The sequence below is a fragment of the Nitrospira sp. CR1.1 genome, from assembly GCA_014055465.1.
Lineage (GTDB): Bacteria > Nitrospirota > Nitrospiria > Nitrospirales > Nitrospiraceae > Nitrospira_A.
In genome coordinates this window covers 259,668-276,906 of sequence record WIAF01000005.1, presented here as the reverse complement: position 1 = coordinate 276,906, position 17,239 = coordinate 259,668, and the positions used below count along the sequence as shown (strand labels likewise).

General features: G+C 58.3%; 26 protein-coding genes. 9 read left to right on the top strand and 17 right to left on the bottom strand.

Annotation, left to right across the window (positions count from 1 at the left end):
- Positions 1–257 precede the first annotated feature (257 nt).
- Positions 258–488: a hypothetical protein gene (locus GDA65_11730; protein ID MBA5863364.1), complete on the bottom strand. Its 231-nt coding sequence runs from the start codon at positions 486–488 to the stop codon at positions 258–260.
- Positions 489–631: 143 nt separating this feature from the next.
- Positions 632–1,018: a ketosteroid isomerase gene (locus GDA65_11725; GenBank protein ID MBA5863363.1), complete on the bottom strand. Its 387-nt coding sequence runs from the start codon at positions 1,016–1,018 to the stop codon at positions 632–634.
- A 259-nt stretch (positions 1,019–1,277) separates the two neighbouring features.
- Here GDA65_11725 and GDA65_11720 point away from each other — a divergent pair, with 259 nt between their 5' ends.
- The 3 genes from GDA65_11720 to GDA65_11710 all read left to right on the top strand — a co-directional run bounded on the left by GDA65_11720 (position 1,278) and on the right by GDA65_11710 (position 3,261).
- A complete protein-coding gene (locus GDA65_11720) occupies positions 1,278–1,634 on the top strand; it encodes a hypothetical protein (protein ID MBA5863362.1) in 357 nt (118 codons plus the stop codon).
- A 189-nt stretch (positions 1,635–1,823) separates the two neighbouring features.
- Positions 1,824–2,708, top strand: a complete 885-nt coding sequence (locus GDA65_11715) for a hypothetical protein (GenBank protein MBA5863361.1) — start codon at positions 1,824–1,826, stop codon at positions 2,706–2,708.
- A 130-nt stretch (positions 2,709–2,838) separates the two neighbouring features.
- A complete protein-coding gene (locus GDA65_11710) occupies positions 2,839–3,261 on the top strand; it encodes a CBS domain-containing protein (GenBank protein ID MBA5863360.1) in 423 nt (140 codons plus the stop codon).
- 75 nt (positions 3,262–3,336) lie between these two features.
- Here the strand turns inward: GDA65_11710 and GDA65_11705 are convergent, their stop codons facing one another.
- The 6 genes from GDA65_11705 to GDA65_11680 form a co-directional block, all read right to left on the bottom strand.
- Positions 3,337–4,071: a hypothetical protein gene (locus GDA65_11705; protein ID MBA5863359.1), complete on the bottom strand. Its 735-nt coding sequence runs from the start codon at positions 4,069–4,071 to the stop codon at positions 3,337–3,339.
- 63 nt (positions 4,072–4,134) lie between these two features.
- Positions 4,135–4,692: a hypothetical protein gene (locus GDA65_11700; GenBank protein MBA5863358.1), complete on the bottom strand. Its 558-nt coding sequence runs from the start codon at positions 4,690–4,692 to the stop codon at positions 4,135–4,137.
- A 333-nt stretch (positions 4,693–5,025) separates the two neighbouring features.
- A complete protein-coding gene (locus GDA65_11695) occupies positions 5,026–5,622 on the bottom strand; it encodes a hypothetical protein (GenBank protein MBA5863357.1) in 597 nt (198 codons plus the stop codon).
- A 412-nt stretch (positions 5,623–6,034) separates the two neighbouring features.
- Positions 6,035–6,601, bottom strand: a complete 567-nt coding sequence (locus GDA65_11690) for a hypothetical protein (protein ID MBA5863356.1) — start codon at positions 6,599–6,601, stop codon at positions 6,035–6,037.
- A 306-nt stretch (positions 6,602–6,907) separates the two neighbouring features.
- On the bottom strand, positions 6,908–7,345 hold the full coding sequence (locus tag GDA65_11685) for a DUF5069 domain-containing protein (GenBank protein MBA5863355.1): 438 nt from the start codon (positions 7,343–7,345) through the stop codon (positions 6,908–6,910).
- A complete protein-coding gene (locus tag GDA65_11680) occupies positions 7,345–8,022 on the bottom strand; it encodes a DUF3386 family protein (protein ID MBA5863354.1) in 678 nt (225 codons plus the stop codon). The genes GDA65_11685 and GDA65_11680 overlap by 1 nt, the downstream gene beginning before the upstream one ends.
- 240 nt (positions 8,023–8,262) lie before the next feature.
- Here GDA65_11680 and GDA65_11675 point away from each other — a divergent pair, with 240 nt between their 5' ends.
- Positions 8,263–8,610: a hypothetical protein gene (locus tag GDA65_11675; GenBank protein MBA5863353.1), complete on the top strand. Its 348-nt coding sequence runs from the start codon at positions 8,263–8,265 to the stop codon at positions 8,608–8,610.
- A gap of 56 nt (positions 8,611–8,666) precedes the next feature.
- Here GDA65_11675 and GDA65_11670 read toward each other — a convergent pair whose 3' ends face one another.
- The 5 genes from GDA65_11670 to GDA65_11650 all read right to left on the bottom strand — a co-directional run bounded on the left by GDA65_11670 (position 8,667) and on the right by GDA65_11650 (position 11,572).
- Positions 8,667–8,960 carry an adaptor protein gene (locus GDA65_11670; GenBank protein MBA5863352.1) on the bottom strand — a complete coding sequence of 98 codons (294 nt, stop codon included), beginning with the start codon at positions 8,958–8,960 and terminating at the stop codon, positions 8,667–8,669.
- A gap of 136 nt (positions 8,961–9,096) precedes the next feature.
- A complete protein-coding gene (locus GDA65_11665) occupies positions 9,097–9,789 on the bottom strand; it encodes a hypothetical protein (protein MBA5863351.1) in 693 nt (230 codons plus the stop codon).
- 88 nt (positions 9,790–9,877) lie between these two features.
- Positions 9,878–10,075: a hypothetical protein gene (locus GDA65_11660; protein ID MBA5863350.1), complete on the bottom strand. Its 198-nt coding sequence runs from the start codon at positions 10,073–10,075 to the stop codon at positions 9,878–9,880.
- A gap of 74 nt (positions 10,076–10,149) precedes the next feature.
- Positions 10,150–11,301, bottom strand: coding sequence for a radical SAM family heme chaperone HemW (gene hemW, locus GDA65_11655; GenBank protein ID MBA5863349.1), 1,152 nt, complete (start codon positions 11,299–11,301; stop codon positions 10,150–10,152).
- 16 nt (positions 11,302–11,317) lie between these two features.
- Positions 11,318–11,572, bottom strand: coding sequence for a hypothetical protein (locus GDA65_11650; GenBank protein MBA5863348.1), 255 nt, complete (start codon positions 11,570–11,572; stop codon positions 11,318–11,320).
- A gap of 81 nt (positions 11,573–11,653) precedes the next feature.
- On the opposite strand from GDA65_11650, the gene GDA65_11645 reads away from it, so the two are divergent.
- The 3 genes from GDA65_11645 to GDA65_11635 are packed head-to-tail and all read left to right on the top strand — an operon-like array spanning position 11,654 to position 12,915.
- Positions 11,654–11,881 (top strand): zinc ribbon domain-containing protein, encoded by a 228-nt coding sequence (locus tag GDA65_11645; GenBank protein ID MBA5863347.1) that lies wholly within the window; start codon positions 11,654–11,656, stop codon positions 11,879–11,881.
- Positions 11,882–11,909: 28 nt separating this feature from the next.
- Positions 11,910–12,230, top strand: coding sequence for a hypothetical protein (locus tag GDA65_11640; protein MBA5863346.1), 321 nt, complete (start codon positions 11,910–11,912; stop codon positions 12,228–12,230).
- A 19-nt stretch (positions 12,231–12,249) separates the two neighbouring features.
- A complete protein-coding gene (locus tag GDA65_11635) occupies positions 12,250–12,915 on the top strand; it encodes a hypothetical protein (protein MBA5863345.1) in 666 nt (221 codons plus the stop codon).
- A gap of 203 nt (positions 12,916–13,118) precedes the next feature.
- Here the strand turns inward: GDA65_11635 and GDA65_11630 are convergent, their stop codons facing one another.
- The 4 genes from GDA65_11630 to GDA65_11615 form a co-directional block, all read right to left on the bottom strand.
- Positions 13,119–13,763, bottom strand: a complete 645-nt coding sequence (locus GDA65_11630) for a response regulator (GenBank protein MBA5863344.1) — start codon at positions 13,761–13,763, stop codon at positions 13,119–13,121.
- A 38-nt stretch (positions 13,764–13,801) separates the two neighbouring features.
- Entirely contained in the window at positions 13,802–14,551 is a 750-nt protein-coding gene (locus GDA65_11625) for a response regulator (protein MBA5863343.1), read from the bottom strand.
- Between the two features lie 162 nt (positions 14,552–14,713).
- Positions 14,714–15,610, bottom strand: a complete 897-nt coding sequence (locus GDA65_11620; protein ID MBA5863342.1) for an SUMF1/EgtB/PvdO family nonheme iron enzyme — start codon at positions 15,608–15,610, stop codon at positions 14,714–14,716.
- Positions 15,607–16,359 carry a hypothetical protein gene (locus tag GDA65_11615; protein MBA5863341.1) on the bottom strand — a complete coding sequence of 251 codons (753 nt, stop codon included), beginning with the start codon at positions 16,357–16,359 and terminating at the stop codon, positions 15,607–15,609. Before GDA65_11615 ends, GDA65_11620 begins: the two co-directional genes overlap by 4 nt.
- Before the next feature lie 47 nt (positions 16,360–16,406).
- Here GDA65_11615 and GDA65_11610 point away from each other — a divergent pair, with 47 nt between their 5' ends.
- Together GDA65_11610 and GDA65_11605 are read left to right on the top strand one after the other, a co-directional pair.
- The gene (locus GDA65_11610; GenBank protein MBA5863340.1) at positions 16,407–16,691 is read left to right on the top strand and encodes a hypothetical protein; all 285 of its coding nucleotides are present in this window, start codon (positions 16,407–16,409) and stop codon (positions 16,689–16,691) included.
- A gap of 200 nt (positions 16,692–16,891) precedes the next feature.
- Positions 16,892–17,194 (top strand): hypothetical protein, encoded by a 303-nt coding sequence (locus GDA65_11605; protein MBA5863339.1) that lies wholly within the window; start codon positions 16,892–16,894, stop codon positions 17,192–17,194.
- The last annotated feature ends 45 nt before the right edge of the window (positions 17,195–17,239 follow it).

Here is a 17,239-nt window from a genome sequence, read left to right as displayed (position 1 = left end):
GGGTGGAAGTGAGAGGGAGGGTCCGTCGGGGTGGTTCCTTGCTCGCGCAACGCGCGGCCTCGGAAGGCCCTCGTTGGACGTGCGCAATTGGAACCACCCCGACGGCGCCTCCTGGGGAGAGGAACCAAACAAGTTTTGAAGGAGCATTGAAGGAAAGTGCTCGTCCCATGCGCGCAGGGAAGGGCCGCGCGACCTCATCCTTCCGATGTGTAAATAAAGATATTGGTATCGAAGTAGAGTCAGCCCGCTGAGTGTTATTACGCGTGCCATGTGTTTCGTTCTTCACGAATGAACGCATCGGCCTCCTGCGGCGTGGTGAATCCCCCTGCTGCCGCACCAATGTGGCTGGTGAGTGCCGCTGTAGGCTCGGCGGGAGTTTCGGGAATGATGATGACGTCCGCGATGCATCCCGGAATCAATTCCAACGATTCACAGTGCACGATGCCGCCGGGTTGTATCGTTACTTTTTGCTTGAGCACGTTCTGCATCGTGAGCTCCTAGAGCTATTTCTATGTAAAAAAGCATTGTGCGCAGCAGTCCCAATTGGCGCAAGTACTGAAGATGTTGCGGCCATTTGAGTTGTGCCGTAGAGGAAGTCAGCTTTGACAGAGGCAGCTCATGCGCGGGACGTTCACCCCTGCAGTTGCGCCATCATGGCGGCTGGATTCCAGTAGCCCCACATCGTTTGGATTGTTCCTGCCTGATTGATCTCGAACACGTCGATGCCTTCGAAAATCACCTGTCTGCCATTCTTGCCTGTACCCCGCCCCGTGAATTTAACGGCGATGCGGTTCCCGGACTGGAAGACGTGGTCTGCGGTCATGGAGATGGTTTCAAAGGCCCCTAGGACCGGCACTAGAAATTGGCGCAATGCCTCATGGCCCTGTAGCGGTGAGGGGGCCCCCGGTTCGTAACTGGTTCCCCGTTCCGCGAAGCAGGCGACCCATGCGTCCGGGTCCATCTCGCCGATTGCGGTAAAATACCGGGCCACCACTGCCGGAACATTCTCGGAGGTCATGCGTAGTGCTCCTTTGTATCGAATGGAACGTGGTGTGAAGAAGCTTGTCGAAACCCCTGGCCTTCAAATGAATTACGGAGACGCGGCCGCATTTGGATTGCTCGTCTCGGGAAAGTTTCTCGCGGATACAACCATGACCTAGCGTGAGGAGTCTCCTCAACTGTGGTCTGTAAGATAATGACCATGCTGGTGGCAACAGATCAACCTATGATTGAATTGCTCATGCGCCCCCTCGGTGGCGGCCATTGGGAGAGGCCCCATGATCGTGGAAGTTGAATCGAACGACAATTGCGAAACCAGCTTGTTTGCGCGATTCAAGGAGGTCGGCCCGGCCAGACCGGTGGTTCAAGTCCGGCTGTATGACCGAAACCCTGCCGGTGAGTGGTGCTGGGTGACGGGCTGGAGCGAAAATGAACAGTCGCCAGCCTGTCCGGCCTATGCTCGGTTGATTGAAGACTCGGGGTCGGGTTTGGCGTACCTCGTGTATGGAGGGCTCTATGGTCTTCGGTTCAGACCAATCCAAGTCGATGAGCCTTGGAGTCTCCAGAGTGCACATCAATGGGGAGAAGCGTATCTGTCACTCGCCGATGTCCGCGATGTGCGTTACGCAAGCTAGCGGGCTGTCGCCAACAGAATAAATAAGTACGAGCCAGGGGCGAGCTCCGCCCCGAGCCCGACCAGCCCAATATATTCTCCGGACTTGACCCAGATTGTCCCATCGGGAGTATGATGACTGATCCTGCGGTCTGCGGAAGTCGCGCGACCGGGCAAAGAGGCTCTCCCTCCTGATGGCGCGATTTCCAGCATGTCGTCTCCTCCCAGGGAGGCTGCGATGCGCACGGTCGTTGCCGTCGACTGGTCCGAGCCGTCTTTCAATGCCGTCACGGTCGCCTGCCGTCTCTTCACTCACGAATCATTGACTCTCATCCACGCGGTGGATCTTCGGCCGTTCGAAAACCCGCTTTTTGCGCAACCGCTCGGACGCAAAAGTGCCGGAGCATTGCGCGAGGGGATGGTTGCCGCAGGAGAGCGCCTGCTTGATCAAACCGGCGCATTGGCGCCTGTCACGATTCCTTCCATCCAACGGATCTATGCAATCGGGAACCCGGCGCCGGTGGTGCTGGAGGCGATTCATTCCGCTCGTGCTGAGTTGGTCGCGGTCGGATCACAGGGGCGTGGACGGTTCGCGGAGTTGGTCCTGGGCAGCGTCTCGCATCGAGTGGTGCTGCATGCCCCCTGCGCGGCTCTGCTGGTCAGAGATGATCCGGGACGCGTTCAACGGGTATTGCTGACCGTGGAAGGACATGAGGATTCGGTTAGGCTGTGCGCGTGGCTGAGGGCCCATCGGTTCAGTCAGCCGGTAGAGCTATCCCTCTTGACCGTCGTACCGACTATTCCTTTCGGCGATTCGACGATGGAAGGCCAGTATGACAAATGGACGAATGAAATGGATCAGTATGCCTGGCAGCTTGTGGACGAAACGGCTACGACCTTGCGGACCATCTATCTTTCTGTGAGCGTGCACGTCGAGCATGGTGATCCGGCTCATTGCATTGCCAAGGCGGCAGGTCATGCTGACCTTGTGATTGTAGGATCGCATGGGTGGAGAGGCCTCGAGCACTTCCTGCTCGGCAGCGTGTCACATGCGGTCTTGCACAAGGTGACCTGTCCCGTTCTGGTCGTTCGATGAAAGGAGGCTCTGCCGGCTGCCTCGATCGAGGCAACCTCGGCCGTCTGAGGGGCGTCGGTTGTCCCCTGGTCCCCGTGCGGGGAGATAGGGCAGGTATCGTCCACCGGTATCCAGCAGAAAGGAGGCGGCGATGGCGTGGAATATTGCCTCGAAAATTGTTCGCAGGGTGGTGACGATCGACGAGAATCACCCGGTGATTGATGCCGCGACCCTGATGGCCGAAGAGTTCGTCGGATCGGTGCTCATTACCAGTTCCTCCAAAATCACCGGCGTGTTCACGGAGCGGGATTTGATGATGCGCGTGGTCGGGAAGAAGCGGGATCCTGAGTCGGTGCAGATCAAGGATGTGATGACGAAAAACATGATCACGGTGAGTCCGAAGGATACGGCGAGTTATTGCTTGAATCTGATGAAGGAGCATCGCTGTCGCCATTTATTGGTCTTCGACGGCGAGGAATTTATCGGAATCGTCTCACTGCGGGATATGGTTACCCTGTTGATGGAGGAAAAGGAGGCGCTGATCGCCTATCTTCACCAATACATCAGTTCATGAACGCCTGGGCGGTCGGTTCCACAAAAGAACGGCTTCCGGGCCTCCGCTGTCAGAGACCCGGGAGCCTGTGTGCTGTCAGAATGATTGTCCGGCTCTTTCATCGAGTTCATGTTGAAGCAGATCCCGATGCGCCTCTTGAAGTAAGCTGGGAATCAGGACAGCCATGAAGGCGCTCCCATGCCCTTGAGGCTCGAGCCGATTCCTGCGTTCGCCGCCGAACAGGTCGCCGAGCTCACCCCACTGATCGAGATCGGCATAATTCCTGTGATCGACCGCCCTCAGGATGGGCAGGAATGTCCCGGTGATGATGGTTCGCGCCTCTTCCGACAGCGGTTGGAGCCAGCCCTCACGCAGGCCCACGGCATGATAGATCCTGCTGATCTGCCGCTCCGTTGGTCCCGTGTTGTCGATACCAAGCGCTTCGCAAATCTCCGTGAGGATCTTCTCGTCATACCCGTTCAGGTACCAGATGGTCTGGCGAGGAAGGCTTTCGGCTGGCAGCACCAGCGAATCCGCTTGTTGCCGCAAGCGGGTGAGTTGTTCCCGCATCGTTCCGGTTGTTGGAAGCCCGAGCGCTTGCAGCCATCCGGATAGTTCCCTGGACATGGAAAACGTCACATAACCATCGATCAACCGTGCCTCCAAGGCTTCATGGTCGCTGGGTGCGGGGGCAAGGGGTTGGTTCCACTCGTCTCCCTGCCCGGCCGGTTGATCGAATGCCGGGTCCACCGGCGATGTCAGTTGCACACCGCAGGAGGGGCAAAAGAGGGCCCGTAACGGGAGTGGGGCGTCACACGTTGCGCAGTTCATAATATCCTCCGACGCGCGCCTCACGCACATTCTGCAGGACGAGCGTTGCGCCTGCCGTCGAGGTTACCCCAGGACCCAGAGCGCGACTCCGGACAGGTCCCGCACCAGGCGGTCAGTGATGCGGTTGCTGAAGAGTCGCTTCGTTCCTGTCGGCCCGTAGCGGGTCACCACGACGGTGCCGAACCCTCCGGCCCTGGCTTCATCCATGATGCTGTCGGCGATATCGCGTTCATATCCCAACTTGAGGGTGACATGATCGAGAGGAAATCCCGTCTGCCCAAGTTGCGCCAACGCGTTCATCAGGATTGGATATTCCAAGGCCCCTTCCGCGCGCACCCATTCTTCCTGTTCCTTGCGGAGTTGTTGGCCGAGATAGTCTTCCGTCTCAGGATTTTCCGACCCCCCGTGCTCCATCAGTTCACGGGGCATGGGGTTCAGCACATGAAACAAGGTCACCTTCACCTCAGGAATGTCCCGGAGCAGCTCTCCGACATAGTGCAGGGTTCTGGTGGACTCGTCCGAGTCATCGACGGCGATGAGGATATTTTTAGCTGAGGCGCGGCTTCTGAACGTCTGTTCCGGAGCGAAAAGGGGTTGGTCGCCTGTCGTGCTAGTCGTCATAGTGTCACCATGCGCGAACGAAATTGGGCTGCCTCAGGGTGTCTACGAGAGGCTCAGGTTAGATGACTCTGGTGTGACAGTGATCCGGTGGAGTGAGGTCTTGCATAACGACCCCTCTTGTTGTGGTGCAGGTGATCGTGAGCGTTGCGGAACGAGTCTGTTCCATCATGGGCTACGATCCGCCGCGACGAAACAGCAGTTAGCCTATGCTTCTCCGGAGGAGAAATCAATGTGGGGGGGGCCGCAGATCAGACTCTGTTGGAGAGGGCTGATCTGGGGGCTCCATGGAGCCGGTGATATCCGGCTTCATGGAGCTGGTACGGTTGGGATGGATCAGGCGTGTTTCTTCGTGCTCCGGGCTTTCATGGCCTTGGCAGACTTTCCGCGAGTGACGGTGTCGGCTGGCAGGACTCGATTGCGCACGAGATAGGATGCAATTTCAGGGACCCGGGTACCGGCCTGTCGCGCCGGATTGCTATCCGCATAGGAGCTGGCGGGATTGTTTTTGAACAGCCAGAGTTGCACGACGTTCATGGGCGTGGCCGGCGTGGGAACTCCGGTGCCTCGAAACTTCATCATGCCTTGTGTCTGGACCAGAACTGAGCCGCTGCTGGTCGAGGAATTCAGTGCGGCGCCTCCCATCAACTCGATGAGGGTTTCCATCGCGACATGATTGCTCTGGGGAAAGGGCACGACGTGCGACAGGCCATACCTGGTAATTCCCGCGTGCTGGTGCAGCAGGCCGATCTCCTGCCCGGTGGCATAGCGAAAGCCGTAGGTGGTGGTGTACCCACCGGCGCCGCCCAGGACGTCCAGATAGGAGAGATTGGCCGTCGCGTTCAGACTGAGCCATTCGAGGTTCGTGTCGGTATCGAGGGTCACCAAGTGGTCGCCGGTTCCGGGAACAAGATTCTGTTGAACAAGAGCCATGTCGGTACCTCCTGCCGGTGGTGGTTGAGTGGGCGATTGCGCGAGGTCTATCGTCAGGGTCTATGCGAGACATATGCCAGTGCGTCTCAATGCCAGCATTTTCTCACTTGAGTAGGGATAATCGTGAACGACACGTGCCGAGAGAGATACGGCGGGAATCTGTTTGGAGACGATTCCGTTCCGGCACCGGTGTCAGTGAGTTGTGGGCATGGCTGTTCGAGCAACCTATCGAACGACGGCTGTGCCCTGCCGGCTCTTTTCACTGCTGTGGTGAATTGTTCCGCCGGGATGCCGGCGCTCCATGAAGCCGATTCACTTCGGCCTCATGGAGCTGGCACGGGTGCCGTGGATGAGTTGGTCTTCTCTGCGTTCCGGGCTTTGAGCCGGATGAGCAAGGCGCCTAGAGTGCGCGTTATTTTCGGAGCACACGAAGGCCGCTGGGTGTTGCAGGGGGCGTGGTGTCTCCTCCAGGGGGCATGGGGCCGCGTACCAAATACGATGCCAGCGCAGAACTCCGGTAGTCTTCCGCCGGTGCTCCTCCAGTATTGGGGAATATATTCGTGGTTGCGTAGGAACCACCAGGATTGTTGGTGAAGAACCAGAGTTGTCCCTCCTCCGGGAAACCTGGTCGATCAGAAATCATAACGATTCCACGAGTTTGGGTCATATTAGGGTATGTGGTTGCGCCGCCCATCAAGCCGATGAGTGTCTTGATTCCTTCGGAATTCTTCGAATCAGATACAGACTGCCCGGGGCCAAAACTCGTGATTCCGGCATGGTTCCACAACACAGCGAGTTCGCTGGTGGTGGCGTAACGGAACTTGTGTGTGGGGATATAGTTCCCTGCACCTTTCTTCACGTCCGAAATGGAAAAATTCAGGGTTCTCGTGAGGCTCAACCATTCGAGGTTGGTCTCCGTGTCAAACGTGATCAAGTGGTCGCCTGTGCCAGGAAGCAGATCCTGTTGAATGAGTGCCATGCACGCTCCTTCTGGGACGTTTGCGTAATGAGTGGTTGCCACGGTACGTCCGGTACGATTGATGAGCATCTTACGCTTATGCCGTTCACGTGCCAAGCCGGATTTGTCTGAGGCAGCACATGAGTGAAACAGCTGGAACGGTCATTCGCACGAATTGAGCGTAAACACGTAGATGATGCACCAAGGGTGAATTCCTATGATGAGGCGTCGCCTCTAAATAAGGAGTGTATCGAGAGAGATACGGTTGGGATCTATTCGGATACGGTTAGACGAGCGATATGAGGGCGGCATCTAGGAAGGGGCTCGTCAATACTCTCCTCTTCGCGGAACCGACCTGCCCTCTTCCAGATCTTGCAGATCCGACCAGGCCGTGATGTCCGTGCGGGTGGGGTCCACCGCATCACGATACGTCTTGAATTTTTCGGCACTCTCCGGCGAACTCGGGCCCCGTTCAAGCAACGTGCTGTTCCATGCTTCGAGTTCCACCTGGTCATGAGGTGTGGCGGTGCGTCGTACCCACTCCGCCACTCCGTCATCGGTCACATTGGCTTGCACTGCTGCCGTGAATTGGTCTGCCGTGATGCCGGCATAGTCCAGCAGTCGTTCATCCATCGGGCAGGGATAGATATATTCACCCTCGGTCCCTGCCAGCACCGCGCGGCACTTATCGATCATCCGTGCCAAATGGGCATAACCAGCCAGCCTCGTCTTCATGCTGCGCGGGAACGTCGTGCGTAGATCCATCACGCCAATAGTTTGTGGTTGGTGAAGGTGAGCGTCCGTACGAGCACCGCGCCGTTTTCAAAGGAGATGATGCGCCGTGTCGCCGGAAGATCGGAGGCTCCGACACGCACATGCATATCCGTGAAGCTCTCGGCATTGCGAAGTGCGCCGTCCTTGGGCGAGAAATAATAGACGGTATATCTTGTGGTCAGCTGTTTCTGATCCTGCGTCGTGCTGCTCTCTTCCACGTTGATCGTGAATGCCACATGCGGCATCTTCCGGTTGATCTGGGTGATGCGGTTATCTTTGATGCGATAGAAGGACTGCATGCCGTCGCCATGGATGTCGAGGCGGCGGCCCAGCGGATGGTCATCGCCCGCTTCCATCGTGAGACGGTGTTTTCCGTCTGATTCCTCGAACTTGCGCGGGGCGCGGTGCACGGCGATCATGCCGATCTGCTCCTGTGCCCACTTTTGAATCGCCTCATCGGGCAGTTGCACGGTCACCTCCCGCGGTCCCTTGACCACGACGGTTCCGCTCACCACCTGCCCATTGGTGTTGACGCTCAGGTCGGCTGAAAAACCTCGGAAATCCGGTTGCCAGCGGGCCGTGTTTTCAAAGGCTCGTTGGAGAAGGGCACGTGCCTGGGGATTATCGGCGACGGTTGGTTGTGTATCGGGAGCGGGGGCATGTTCCATCGGGGACTCCTTTGTCTCGTAGTGGCTTGGAACTGATAATTATAATGACCTTGCTTGTGCATCTACAACCGGGGATTTCAGTCTCCGGCGAGTTGGACATGGCACCCGGGGTACAATGTCTCTCATGGGACGAAGGTTTGTGTAGTACTGGCTAGGCCGAATCTGTTATACTACGGGGCATTTCATCCGATTATTTGACGACTGTGTGCATACGTGTCGGCATGCCTTGAAAGGAGCGCTATGGAGCGGCGAGCGGCGTCTCATACTGAAGAAGAAGAAATGAACCAGCGGCGGCGGCTTTTGGGTCTGGCTCGCAAGGGCGATCCGAAAGCCATCAGCAAGTTGTTCGAATTGTATCAAGTGCGCGTGTTGAACGGCGACATGTTGAGCAAGCTCAACAAATCCTACTACAAGGCGGCGGCTGCGCAGGAGCAAAAGGCGGCACAGACTCCCGCCAAGTCGTCAAAAGGTTCACAAGCGACCCACGGCAGCGCGAAGGGGAGTTCCAAGAAGCCTGCCGCGCTGGCTGTTCCGGCAACCAAAGCGAAATCCACGAAGGCCGCTGCACCGAAAAAACGAGCCAAGTAACCCGGGTCTGCGTCGAGATGGTCGGCGCAGACCGCCGGTTCTCCTTCCACCTCTTGTTACTGAACACCCACCCGTAATCCCCCGGCCGCGAGTTTGCTTCCGATTTCTTCAGCCAACTTTCTCGCTCCCGAATAGACTGTCGCCTGGCCTTCATGGTCGATGCGCCAGGCCAGCTCGAAGGCCCGGGATGAGTTCATTCCCGGAATACATTTACAGAAGAGTGCTATCACCTGCTGATAGGTGTGGCATTCGCAATTAAACACGATCACGCGGGCTTCCAGATCGTCGCCGGTTCCCACATCGGTGGTATCGAGGGCGTCTGGGGTCATGACAGGGGTGAGGGTACTCATGCGGTCGTTTCGCTCGGCGCCGAGTGTAGCAGGTGACATGGGGTTGAGTGCAACCGGCCCTCGTCTTCTCCGGTGACATGCCGCAGCGCGGCTTTGAAGAGAGTGACCCGCATGTCGCTCTGGCGGCGTGAAGAAATCATCCGGACAATCGTCCTGGTGATGTGACGACATAATCATTGGCCAGGTTGACGCCTTCCCGCGCCATGGTTCGGCTCAACAATGCATGGTGAGTTCTGGAATCGGTGACAGGCACCAACTCGTGCGCGCGCGCCAGGCGGAAGGTATAGACCTGGGCAGCGGCGGTTTTCAAAAGGGCGAGGCTATATTCGAATCGGTAAGCTTCCTCCAACGTCGCTGACGAACGGGCCAGTTGTTGCACCAGCGCGACGGTACACGCTTCGATGGCGCGCTGGGGTTCGAGAAGGCGAAGCAAGGCGGCCGGGCCCGGCACGAGCGCCGATCCCATGCGCATGGCATGGGTCAGATCAAAAAGACCGCGCTGAAACCGTCGATCCTCCTGCAATCCGGCGTGGAACAGCTGTCTCCAATGGGGATCGGCACAATCACGATCGATCTCGGCCGCAGCGGGGGCATCGAGCGGGCCGCTGACCGCGTGTCCTTGCACGATGCGGCCATTGACGACGAGGCCGGGGTGCTCGTCTCCCATGCGGTCCTGGTAGGCCGTGGTTCCCATAAACGGCGTGAGGCGAAGCGCCATGTAGTCACGGAAATGAATTGATCCATAGTGCGCGAGCAGATAGTCCAACGTGTCCGGGGTGCACAGATGAAAGGGGTAGAACAGGGCATTGCGAATGGGCAAGGAGGTCATCGCTGCGTCGTGTTCAGTGAGTGGAATACCTGCCGGGAGAGGGATTCTGCGAAACGGAGATGGCGCCGCGTATACGTGCCGGACGGGGTTACCAGCTATCCATGTCGATGACTTCAGTCGCATCCCACAAATTCTTTAACTCGGCTTCCGCGATCGCCTTTTCACGATCTGCTTCCGTATCCTCTCCGAATCGCTTGACGTGAGCCGTCTCTTGATCGGATGGGGGCGCGGCGGGCTCGACCGGTTGGCGACGGCGACGTTTGCCGGGATCCATATTCACGGGCATGGGAAGAAGTCTCCTTTCAACACTTCAGTCTCTCCTCTGCCGGGGATGGAAGTCAATGGGACAAGGATATGCAGCTATTCATTCAGGCTCGCCAAGAGGGCGACTGCCACCGTATCGGCATACCGCCTTCCTCTCGTGGTGAGTCGAACCACATCGCCGGTGCGTACGAGCAGGTCCTCCGCCAGCAATGTGTCCACTTCCTGCAGGAGTTCAGGGAATGACAGGGCTCCCGTCTGCTTCAGTGAAATGCCGTTGATGAGGCGTAGCCCAAAGACCAGCTGTTCACAACTATCATGCGCCGGTGTGAGGTGTTCGGATTCCGAAAGCGGGAGTCGGCCATTCTTCAGCGCTGCCTTGTAAGCTGCCAGATCGCTCACATTTCCGAATCGCCGCCCTCGGATATAGGATTGCGCGCTGGGACCGACGCCAAGGTAATTCCCGCCGGTCCAGTGGAGCCGGTTATGCCGGCTGGCGAATCCGGGTCGGCAATAGTTTGAAACTTCGTAGCGGTCGTAGCCTGCCCGGCAGAGGATCTCTTCCGCCAGGTCTTCCATCCGGTTTTGCAGTTCTTCATCAGGGGCGGGGACGAGGCCGCGTTGAATGGCGGTCTGGAGGTGAGTGCCTTCCTCAATGGTCAAGGCATAACAAGACAGGTGAGCGGGAGTCAGGTCAATGATCCGCCGCAACGAAGAGGCCCAACTCTCCATCGTCTGGCCCGGCAGCCCGTACATGAGATCGAGATTGATGTTGGTGAAGCCGGCTTCGCGCGCAACAGCCATGATGTGGACCGTGTTGATGGGAGACCCCGGGCGTCCGATGCGATCCAATTCAGTTTGCTCCATCGATTCGGCGCCGAAGCTGACGCGGGTGAATCCGGCTTCATTGAGATACGCCAGGCTGTCCCGCGTGACCGATCCCGGATGGGCTTCCACGGTGACCTCGGCATCGGGCGCCAGGCCGAAGGCCTGCACGCTTGTTGCCAGGATCGTCGTGAGTTGCCGGGACGAAAGTGTGGTCGGCGTTCCGCCCCCGAAATAGATCGAATCCAGCGGGGCCGGTCCCAATAGGCCGCGTTCGCCATGCAAGCGCAGTTCCGTCAATAGCGAGGCCACAAACTCTTCCGCGGCGCGCGCCTGGTGAATTTCCAGGTAGAAGGCGCAAAAATGACAGCGCTGATGACAGAAGGGAATGTGAATGTAGAGACCCTGAGGGGTGGCCTGTGGCATACCTGACTCAACGCGCCTACGGGGCTGGCGAAAAATCACGGACCATGGCGACTTCAATTTCCTCAGTCGGCGATTTGCCGCGGTTCCTGACGTGTGATTTCCAGGCGGGATATTCCCGCAACGTGTCAAACAGGTTCTTGATAAGGACCGGCTTGATTTGCAGTTCCCACTCCCTTAGCCAGGCCTGCTCATCGTGGGGCCCCTCGTAATCGTCGGGGAATTGCGCTTCCAGACTGATGCGAAACACGAACGATTTATCTTCTGACCACATGTGTGGACTCCTGTCGGCTGAGGATTGCGAAAGTGAATTGGCCTTACTTATAATATTTCAAATTCTAAGGAGTACAGCCCCATGCCCATCTTCGAATACGTCTGCCAGGAATGCAACCACCGCTTCGAACTCATCGTGCAGGGACAGACTGTGCCGGCTTGTCCTTCGTGCAAGGGGACGACGTTGAATAAACAGTTTTCCGCATTCGGGGTCGGGGCAACCGGCGGATGGCCGGTGGTCTCGAATTCCGGCGGCGGATGCGGCTCCTGTGGAGATCCGCGGGGTCCGGGCGCCTGCTCCATGAATTAATCACGACACCGGGGAATTCGAGTCATTGATGATGGATGATCACGAAGAGCAACTGCGTCGTGCAATCGGCACGCTTCTCCAATCAGACCCGTTGATCAAATTGTTGCAGGAAGTCCGGCTGGGCCGGATGAAAGCGACTGATCCCGGACTGCGGGCGGTCGTTGAGTCCTGGATCGGGGTGTACGCGCAGGTGTTACAGTCCCAGTCTCTGAATGCCGAGTTGTTGCTTCGATTGGATCCTGCGCCCCGGCTGCAAGTGTTGGTAGAGGCAGGTGTGTTGTCCTGGGACCAACCCGCGACCCGCGAGCTCGGGGAGTTATTTCGCAGCCTGCCGCTCACCGCCGCCTGAGACGAGGAGTTGCTTCCACGTGTGGACGCCTCTTGCCATGGCCTTGCTGGTGCTGGCCGGGTTGATGCCAGCTACCGTTTCGGCCGAAATACCCTCTCCGCTGCGTCCGTTACATACGACCCTGTCCGCAGCGCTGGCGACCCTTCCTTCTGACAGCCATCTCCTTCTCGATCGTGAACCCATCGAACAGTTTCTTGCAGCGCTGGATGGATCGCCTCCCGACTGGGCTCAGATCCATGGTCATGGGCATCATGATCCGGGCCTCGACGAGCGACTGTTTGCCTTGAACCGTGACCGTGATGCCCGGCGCGAAGGAAAGGAACCGTTGCAATGGGTGGTGACCGTGGCCTGGCTTGGCGAACTGTCGCGGTTTGACGAAGACGAAGGAGGATTTCGTGTCGCGTTGGGTCCGAAGTTCCACCGCACGGCATGGGGTGAGGTGCGATTCAAACATGAAGATCTGCCGGCGACACTGATCGTTTCGGCAGGTGAAGCGACTGCCGATCTCAAGGCCAGGCTTCAACGGGGGGATCGGATCGAGATTGATGTGGTCATGTGCGGCAGGCTGATCCAGGAGGAATCCCTTGTCTACGATTTTTCCCACGACGTCGAAGGGCTTGGCCTGATCATGCCGGTCGTGCGCATCGAGGCGGTGGCGTTTGTCTTGTCGGCCGGCGCGAAGTGACTGCCGAGTCCTCACAAAGTGGTTGGATCTGAGCGGGTAGCAGTGCGTTGACAAACTACAGACGCTCGCAGAATGCGCCGCAGGCTGTTGAGAAAGGCGGTCCGGCAAGGCCGCAGCAAGTGAAGAGGCGAATCGTACTCGTGCCGTACGGTGAGCCTCTGAGCGCCGCGAGAACGCCGCAGGCGGCCTTTGTCAACAGCCTGCTAGGGCATCCGGTTCAGATGGGGGTAGGCTTGATGCATGCAGGAGTCGCAGATCCCTTCCGTCACCTTCGAACGAGCCAGCCGGCGTAAGTAGTCTTCAATACGCTGCCAATATGATCCATCAGTCTTCACACGTTTGCACTTGGCGCAAATCTGCACGGTGCCATGGAGTGTGGTGATGTGTTCGAACGCATGGTCGAGTTCTTTGGTCCGTTCAAGCAGTTCCTGTTCCCGCAATTTTCGCGCGTCGATTTCTTGTTTCAGGCTCAGTGCCGTGGCGGCTCGCGCCAGCAGTTCGACTGGAATGACGGGTTTACGAATATAGTCCGTGGCACCGGCCGTATAGGCCGCCTGAATATCTTGCTCTGACGTATGGGCCGTAATGATGATGATGGGCAGGCCCTGGAGCTGTTCCTCCATCCGGATTCTCTGGCAGGCGTCTAGTCCATCGATCCCGGGCATTTCGAGATCCATGAGCACGAGATCGATGCCGTTCCCGGGCTTTCCACGTTTGCCGATCCCGAGGAGGGTCAGTCCCTCCTGCGCGGTGGCAACCGGAAGGAGCGGGCCGAATCCTGCACGGTGAAGGATGGCGTGGAGCAGGTCCCGTTCCTCCTGAAAGTCGTCGATGATGAGAATGCTCATGGTCGAAGTTTTCCTCTACTGTCTTTCTTGAAATCCGTTCATACGGCCTGCTTGGCCCGGGCAAGGATCGCGGCCAACTGATCGATCGTCCGGCGGATTAAGGCACGGTCGTGGTCTTTCCCTGCTTGCTCCAACTGTGCCCCTGCCTGACCGATGTCGGGAAATCCGTAGGATCCGGCCAAGCCTTTGATGCGATGTCCCATGCTCCGGATGGTCTCGTAGTCTCCACGTTCGATGGCGTCCTGCATCCGGTCCACGTCTTGACGGCGATTGTCGAGAAAGAGGGGACGGCGCCGCGCGACTTCTTCGTCGATGAGGGCCGCGATGCCGGCGGAAGGATTGTCCTGAGCCGTGATGCGTCTTCTCGGGGAGGGTGCGCAATGGGTCCTCAACGCATCGAAAAGCCGTTCTTTGGAAATCGGCTTGGCTAAGAACCCCGTGCATCCTGCCGCCTGACCCTGTTCCTGCGCTTCAAGGGATGCATCCGCGGTCAAGGCCAGAATAGTCGCCGGAGTATGCTGATGAGAAGATTCCCAGGTGCGAATCAAGCGTGTCGCGGCGAAGCCGTCCATGACCGGCATCTGTTGATCGATGAGGACAAGGTCAAACGGCTTAGACTGGAACAGGGCGGCCGCTTCTTCTCCGTTTCCGACGACCTCAACGTGATAAAGAGGTGCTTGAAGATAGCATCGGACCAAGGCTTGGGATTCAGGCGAATCGTCGGCCAGCAGGACCCGGAAAGTCGGTTCCAAGCGGGCGTCAGCAGCGTGAGAGACCTGGGATGCCATAACGGCGTTTGACCGATCAAGTTTGCGCAGTATGAAGATACCGCTCGTAAGCTCAGTATAGCGGTTGAAGGCCGGGCGACCTAGAATCTCCTGAAATTCGGCAAGGGAAGGGGCGGAGGGCTTGTGGTCCCAGAGACGGCGCAGATGGTGGAATGGCTTGAGCTAGTAGCTGTCCCTGGCGCAACGGAATCCGGTCCCGGAAGGGTGGCTATCCATTGTGCCCCAATCACGATCGGAGGTGCGTAAGCTGATCGCCGGTTTGAGCCAGGATCCTCCGCGCATGGCCTTAATCGCGCCCCGCTCGGGGCCCTGAGGGTTCGTGAGCGGCGCTGAGCGGTAGTGGTTGGGGTTGTACCAGTCTTGCACCCATTCGGCGGCATTGCCTGCCATGTCCAGAACCCCATAGGGGCTGGCGCCGGCGGGAAAACTGCCGACAGGCAGCGTGAGGATTTCACCGTTGAGCCCCTTCGCCTTGGAGATTTCCGCGCCGAGGCCTTTGATCCAGAACGCGTCCCATTCCGTACTGTCCGCAAACTGCACGGTTTTCCCGGCCCAGTAGCTTGCGCTGTTTCCGTTGGCGAAGTCCCAAGCATTGCCCCAGGGGTAAACCCGCCCGTCGGTTCCTCGCGCGGCCTTTTCCCATTCCGCTTCCGTCGGCAGCCGTTTGTCCGCCCAGTGACAGAATGCGACGGCATCAAGCCAGCTCACATTCACGACCGGATGGTGCTCGATACCCGGACGTGGCCGGTTGTGTTCCCATAAAGTTAGGTTCGCAGCCGTATTCGCTGGGGCTTGATAGCTCGTGGCTTGAACGAATTGCAAATAGGCGGCATTGGTGACTTCGTACCGGTCGATCCAGAACGCCCCCAGGTAGACCAGGCGTATCGGTTGTTCATCCGGAAGGCCGCCGTTGTCAGGTGAGGCCCCCATGGTGAATTCACCGGCTGGAATCAGCACCATGTTGTCGGGTGAGAAAGATGCCCGAGCAGCCTCATGCAGACCCAAGATGATGACGAGGCAGAGTGGCAGCAACCGGCAGCAGACGTCTGGCATCCTCATGACTTGGTCAATTTACACGCTTTGGCGATGCCGTCGCGGTAGGCCTTCCACAGCGTCAGCCCTTGCTTCACGCAGGCCAGCACGGCATTTTGGCGGTTTCTGCTGTCCGCATAGGTGACGACCATCGTATACGCGTCCTGTCTATGTCCTGCCTCTACCTTCTGGTGCGCGCGTATGAGATCCATATGCTGCCGCTCGATCTTGTGATGACGAATGAGAGGATGGGCGTCGATATAGGCTTCGATTTCGGCCTCGGTTTTTGGCTTGGAGGGTTCCTGAATTTCCTGACGGTCTTTTCTGCTGCCCTCGACAAACACCGCGAGGGCGGCCGCGCCAACCACCCAATCACGGCTGGCCGTAACTTTTTCTAGCCATCGTCGGTAGCGGGCGCTGGCCGGGAGGAGCGTGGCTCTGAGAAACACCCGGCTGTCGAATCCCAACCCCCGCATCATCTCATGAAAGAGTTCTGGATGAGACCGCCCGAAGGAGAGACCGCCGGTATCTTCCTCGTAAATATTCTCGGCCAACATGCGCCGCACGTCCGGAGGCGGGTTTTGCCCGTGCACCCGGGCCAGCAGGACGGGAAAATCCCGAACGTAGACCAGGCACTCCTGTTGGTAGTGGAGCTTCAACTGGGCCTTGGTGATTCCCGGTCCCATGATAATCGGCCAGGCCCAATGGTGCTTCTGATCCATCAGGGATAACAGTCGCTCGAGAAATTGCAGACGGGTCAATCTCTTCTGTGCCATGCCTTGCCTTCCTTCATTCCTACTGGCTACAATCAGCCACTGGTCAGATGAAGCCTATCACCATTCAAGATTCCGACGAGATTCTCAACTTCCTTGCCGAGGTGGCCCTGCACGGGAAAGGGTTTACCACCGACTGTTTGCTGGACTATGTGCTGGAAGAAGGGTTTACGGAGCCGATCTACCTCAATGCGTCCGGCGAAGACCCGGACGCGTTTTACAAGAATCAGCCGCAGGCCTGGGCCATCTACCAAGTTCGCGAATGGAAACGCGTTCTGACTGTGTCCGGCGGGCCCGGGAAGGACCGGCGCGTACAGATCACCGAGACCCCATAAGCTGTCCGTTGTATTCCGATGGCAATGGCGCCAACGCCGATCCCCCGTAGAGTCATGTGCCCCTTGTCCGAGGCTACCTTCTGTATCCGGGACATGTGTGTGCTCCTCCGTGAGTGTATTGGCCATCCGAGTGAATTGCAACGAATCACGCGCTGTTTGCAGCTTCGGGATGCCGGTTCCTGGCAGGCCCTGTTTGGTGACTGCGCATAGCAGCCTGGCGGGAAGGGGGGATTGTGGCGTTACCGCATCATCCTGAACGTGTTCAGCCTCTGGTCACGCTGTGCGAGCCGGCGGATGTCGGCGAGCTGGCGCTGATCCGGAGCCTACTCGACGGCAACGGCATCTCCTATGCCGTCCAGCATGAACATATCGGCGCGCTGTATCCCGGAGTGGCGCTCCTGGGTAGTCGAGTCATGGTTGAAGAACGTGACAGGCCCAGGGCGAAAATTCTCCTGAGCCGTCTGGCTCTGCAAGTCCGGGAGGCAACCGGCGAGGCTGATTGAGTCGAGGAGAAGAGAGTGGTGAGGCCGGACGCCCATGCATCCGCC

Coding starts and splice junctions, on each gene's coding strand:
- GDA65_11725 (MBA5863363.1), bottom strand. CDS start 1,018: ATGACCTCCGAGAATGTTCCGGCAGTGGTGGCCCGGTATTTTACCGCA.
- GDA65_11715 (MBA5863361.1), top strand. CDS start 1,824: ATGTCGTCTCCTCCCAGGGAGGCTGCGATGCGCACGGTCGTTGCCGTC.
- GDA65_11680 (MBA5863354.1), bottom strand. CDS start 8,022: ATGGAACATGCCCCCGCTCCCGATACACAACCAACCGTCGCCGATAAT.
- GDA65_11665 (MBA5863351.1), bottom strand. CDS start 9,789: ATGACCTCCTTGCCCATTCGCAATGCCCTGTTCTACCCCTTTCATCTG.
- GDA65_11660 (MBA5863350.1), bottom strand. CDS start 10,075: ATGCCCGTGAATATGGATCCCGGCAAACGTCGCCGTCGCCAACCGGTC.
- GDA65_11730 (MBA5863364.1), bottom strand. CDS start 488: ATGCAGAACGTGCTCAAGCAAAAAGTAACGATACAACCCGGCGGCATC.
- GDA65_11650 (MBA5863348.1), bottom strand. CDS start 11,572: ATGTGGTCAGAAGATAAATCGTTCGTGTTTCGCATCAGTCTGGAAGCG.
- GDA65_11710 (MBA5863360.1), top strand. CDS start 2,839: ATGGCGTGGAATATTGCCTCGAAAATTGTTCGCAGGGTGGTGACGATC.
- GDA65_11625 (MBA5863343.1), bottom strand. CDS start 14,551: ATGGCATCCCAGGTCTCTCACGCTGCTGACGCCCGCTTGGAACCGACT.
- GDA65_11620 (MBA5863342.1), bottom strand. CDS start 15,610: ATGAGGATGCCAGACGTCTGCTGCCGGTTGCTGCCACTCTGCCTCGTC.
- hemW (MBA5863349.1), bottom strand. CDS start 11,301: ATGCCACAGGCCACCCCTCAGGGTCTCTACATTCACATTCCCTTCTGT.
- GDA65_11720 (MBA5863362.1), top strand. CDS start 1,278: ATGATCGTGGAAGTTGAATCGAACGACAATTGCGAAACCAGCTTGTTT.
- GDA65_11675 (MBA5863353.1), top strand. CDS start 8,263: ATGGAGCGGCGAGCGGCGTCTCATACTGAAGAAGAAGAAATGAACCAG.
- GDA65_11640 (MBA5863346.1), top strand. CDS start 11,910: ATGATGGATGATCACGAAGAGCAACTGCGTCGTGCAATCGGCACGCTT.
- GDA65_11630 (MBA5863344.1), bottom strand. CDS start 13,763: ATGAGCATTCTCATCATCGACGACTTTCAGGAGGAACGGGACCTGCTC.
- GDA65_11700 (MBA5863358.1), bottom strand. CDS start 4,692: ATGACGACTAGCACGACAGGCGACCAACCCCTTTTCGCTCCGGAACAG.
- GDA65_11685 (MBA5863355.1), bottom strand. CDS start 7,345: ATGGATCTACGCACGACGTTCCCGCGCAGCATGAAGACGAGGCTGGCT.
- GDA65_11705 (MBA5863359.1), bottom strand. CDS start 4,071: ATGAACTGCGCAACGTGTGACGCCCCACTCCCGTTACGGGCCCTCTTT.
- GDA65_11645 (MBA5863347.1), top strand. CDS start 11,654: ATGCCCATCTTCGAATACGTCTGCCAGGAATGCAACCACCGCTTCGAA.
- GDA65_11695 (MBA5863357.1), bottom strand. CDS start 5,622: ATGGCTCTTGTTCAACAGAATCTTGTTCCCGGAACCGGCGACCACTTG.
- GDA65_11610 (MBA5863340.1), top strand. CDS start 16,407: ATGAAGCCTATCACCATTCAAGATTCCGACGAGATTCTCAACTTCCTT.
- GDA65_11670 (MBA5863352.1), bottom strand. CDS start 8,960: ATGAGTACCCTCACCCCTGTCATGACCCCAGACGCCCTCGATACCACC.
- GDA65_11690 (MBA5863356.1), bottom strand. CDS start 6,601: ATGGCACTCATTCAACAGGATCTGCTTCCTGGCACAGGCGACCACTTG.
- GDA65_11615 (MBA5863341.1), bottom strand. CDS start 16,359: ATGGCACAGAAGAGATTGACCCGTCTGCAATTTCTCGAGCGACTGTTA.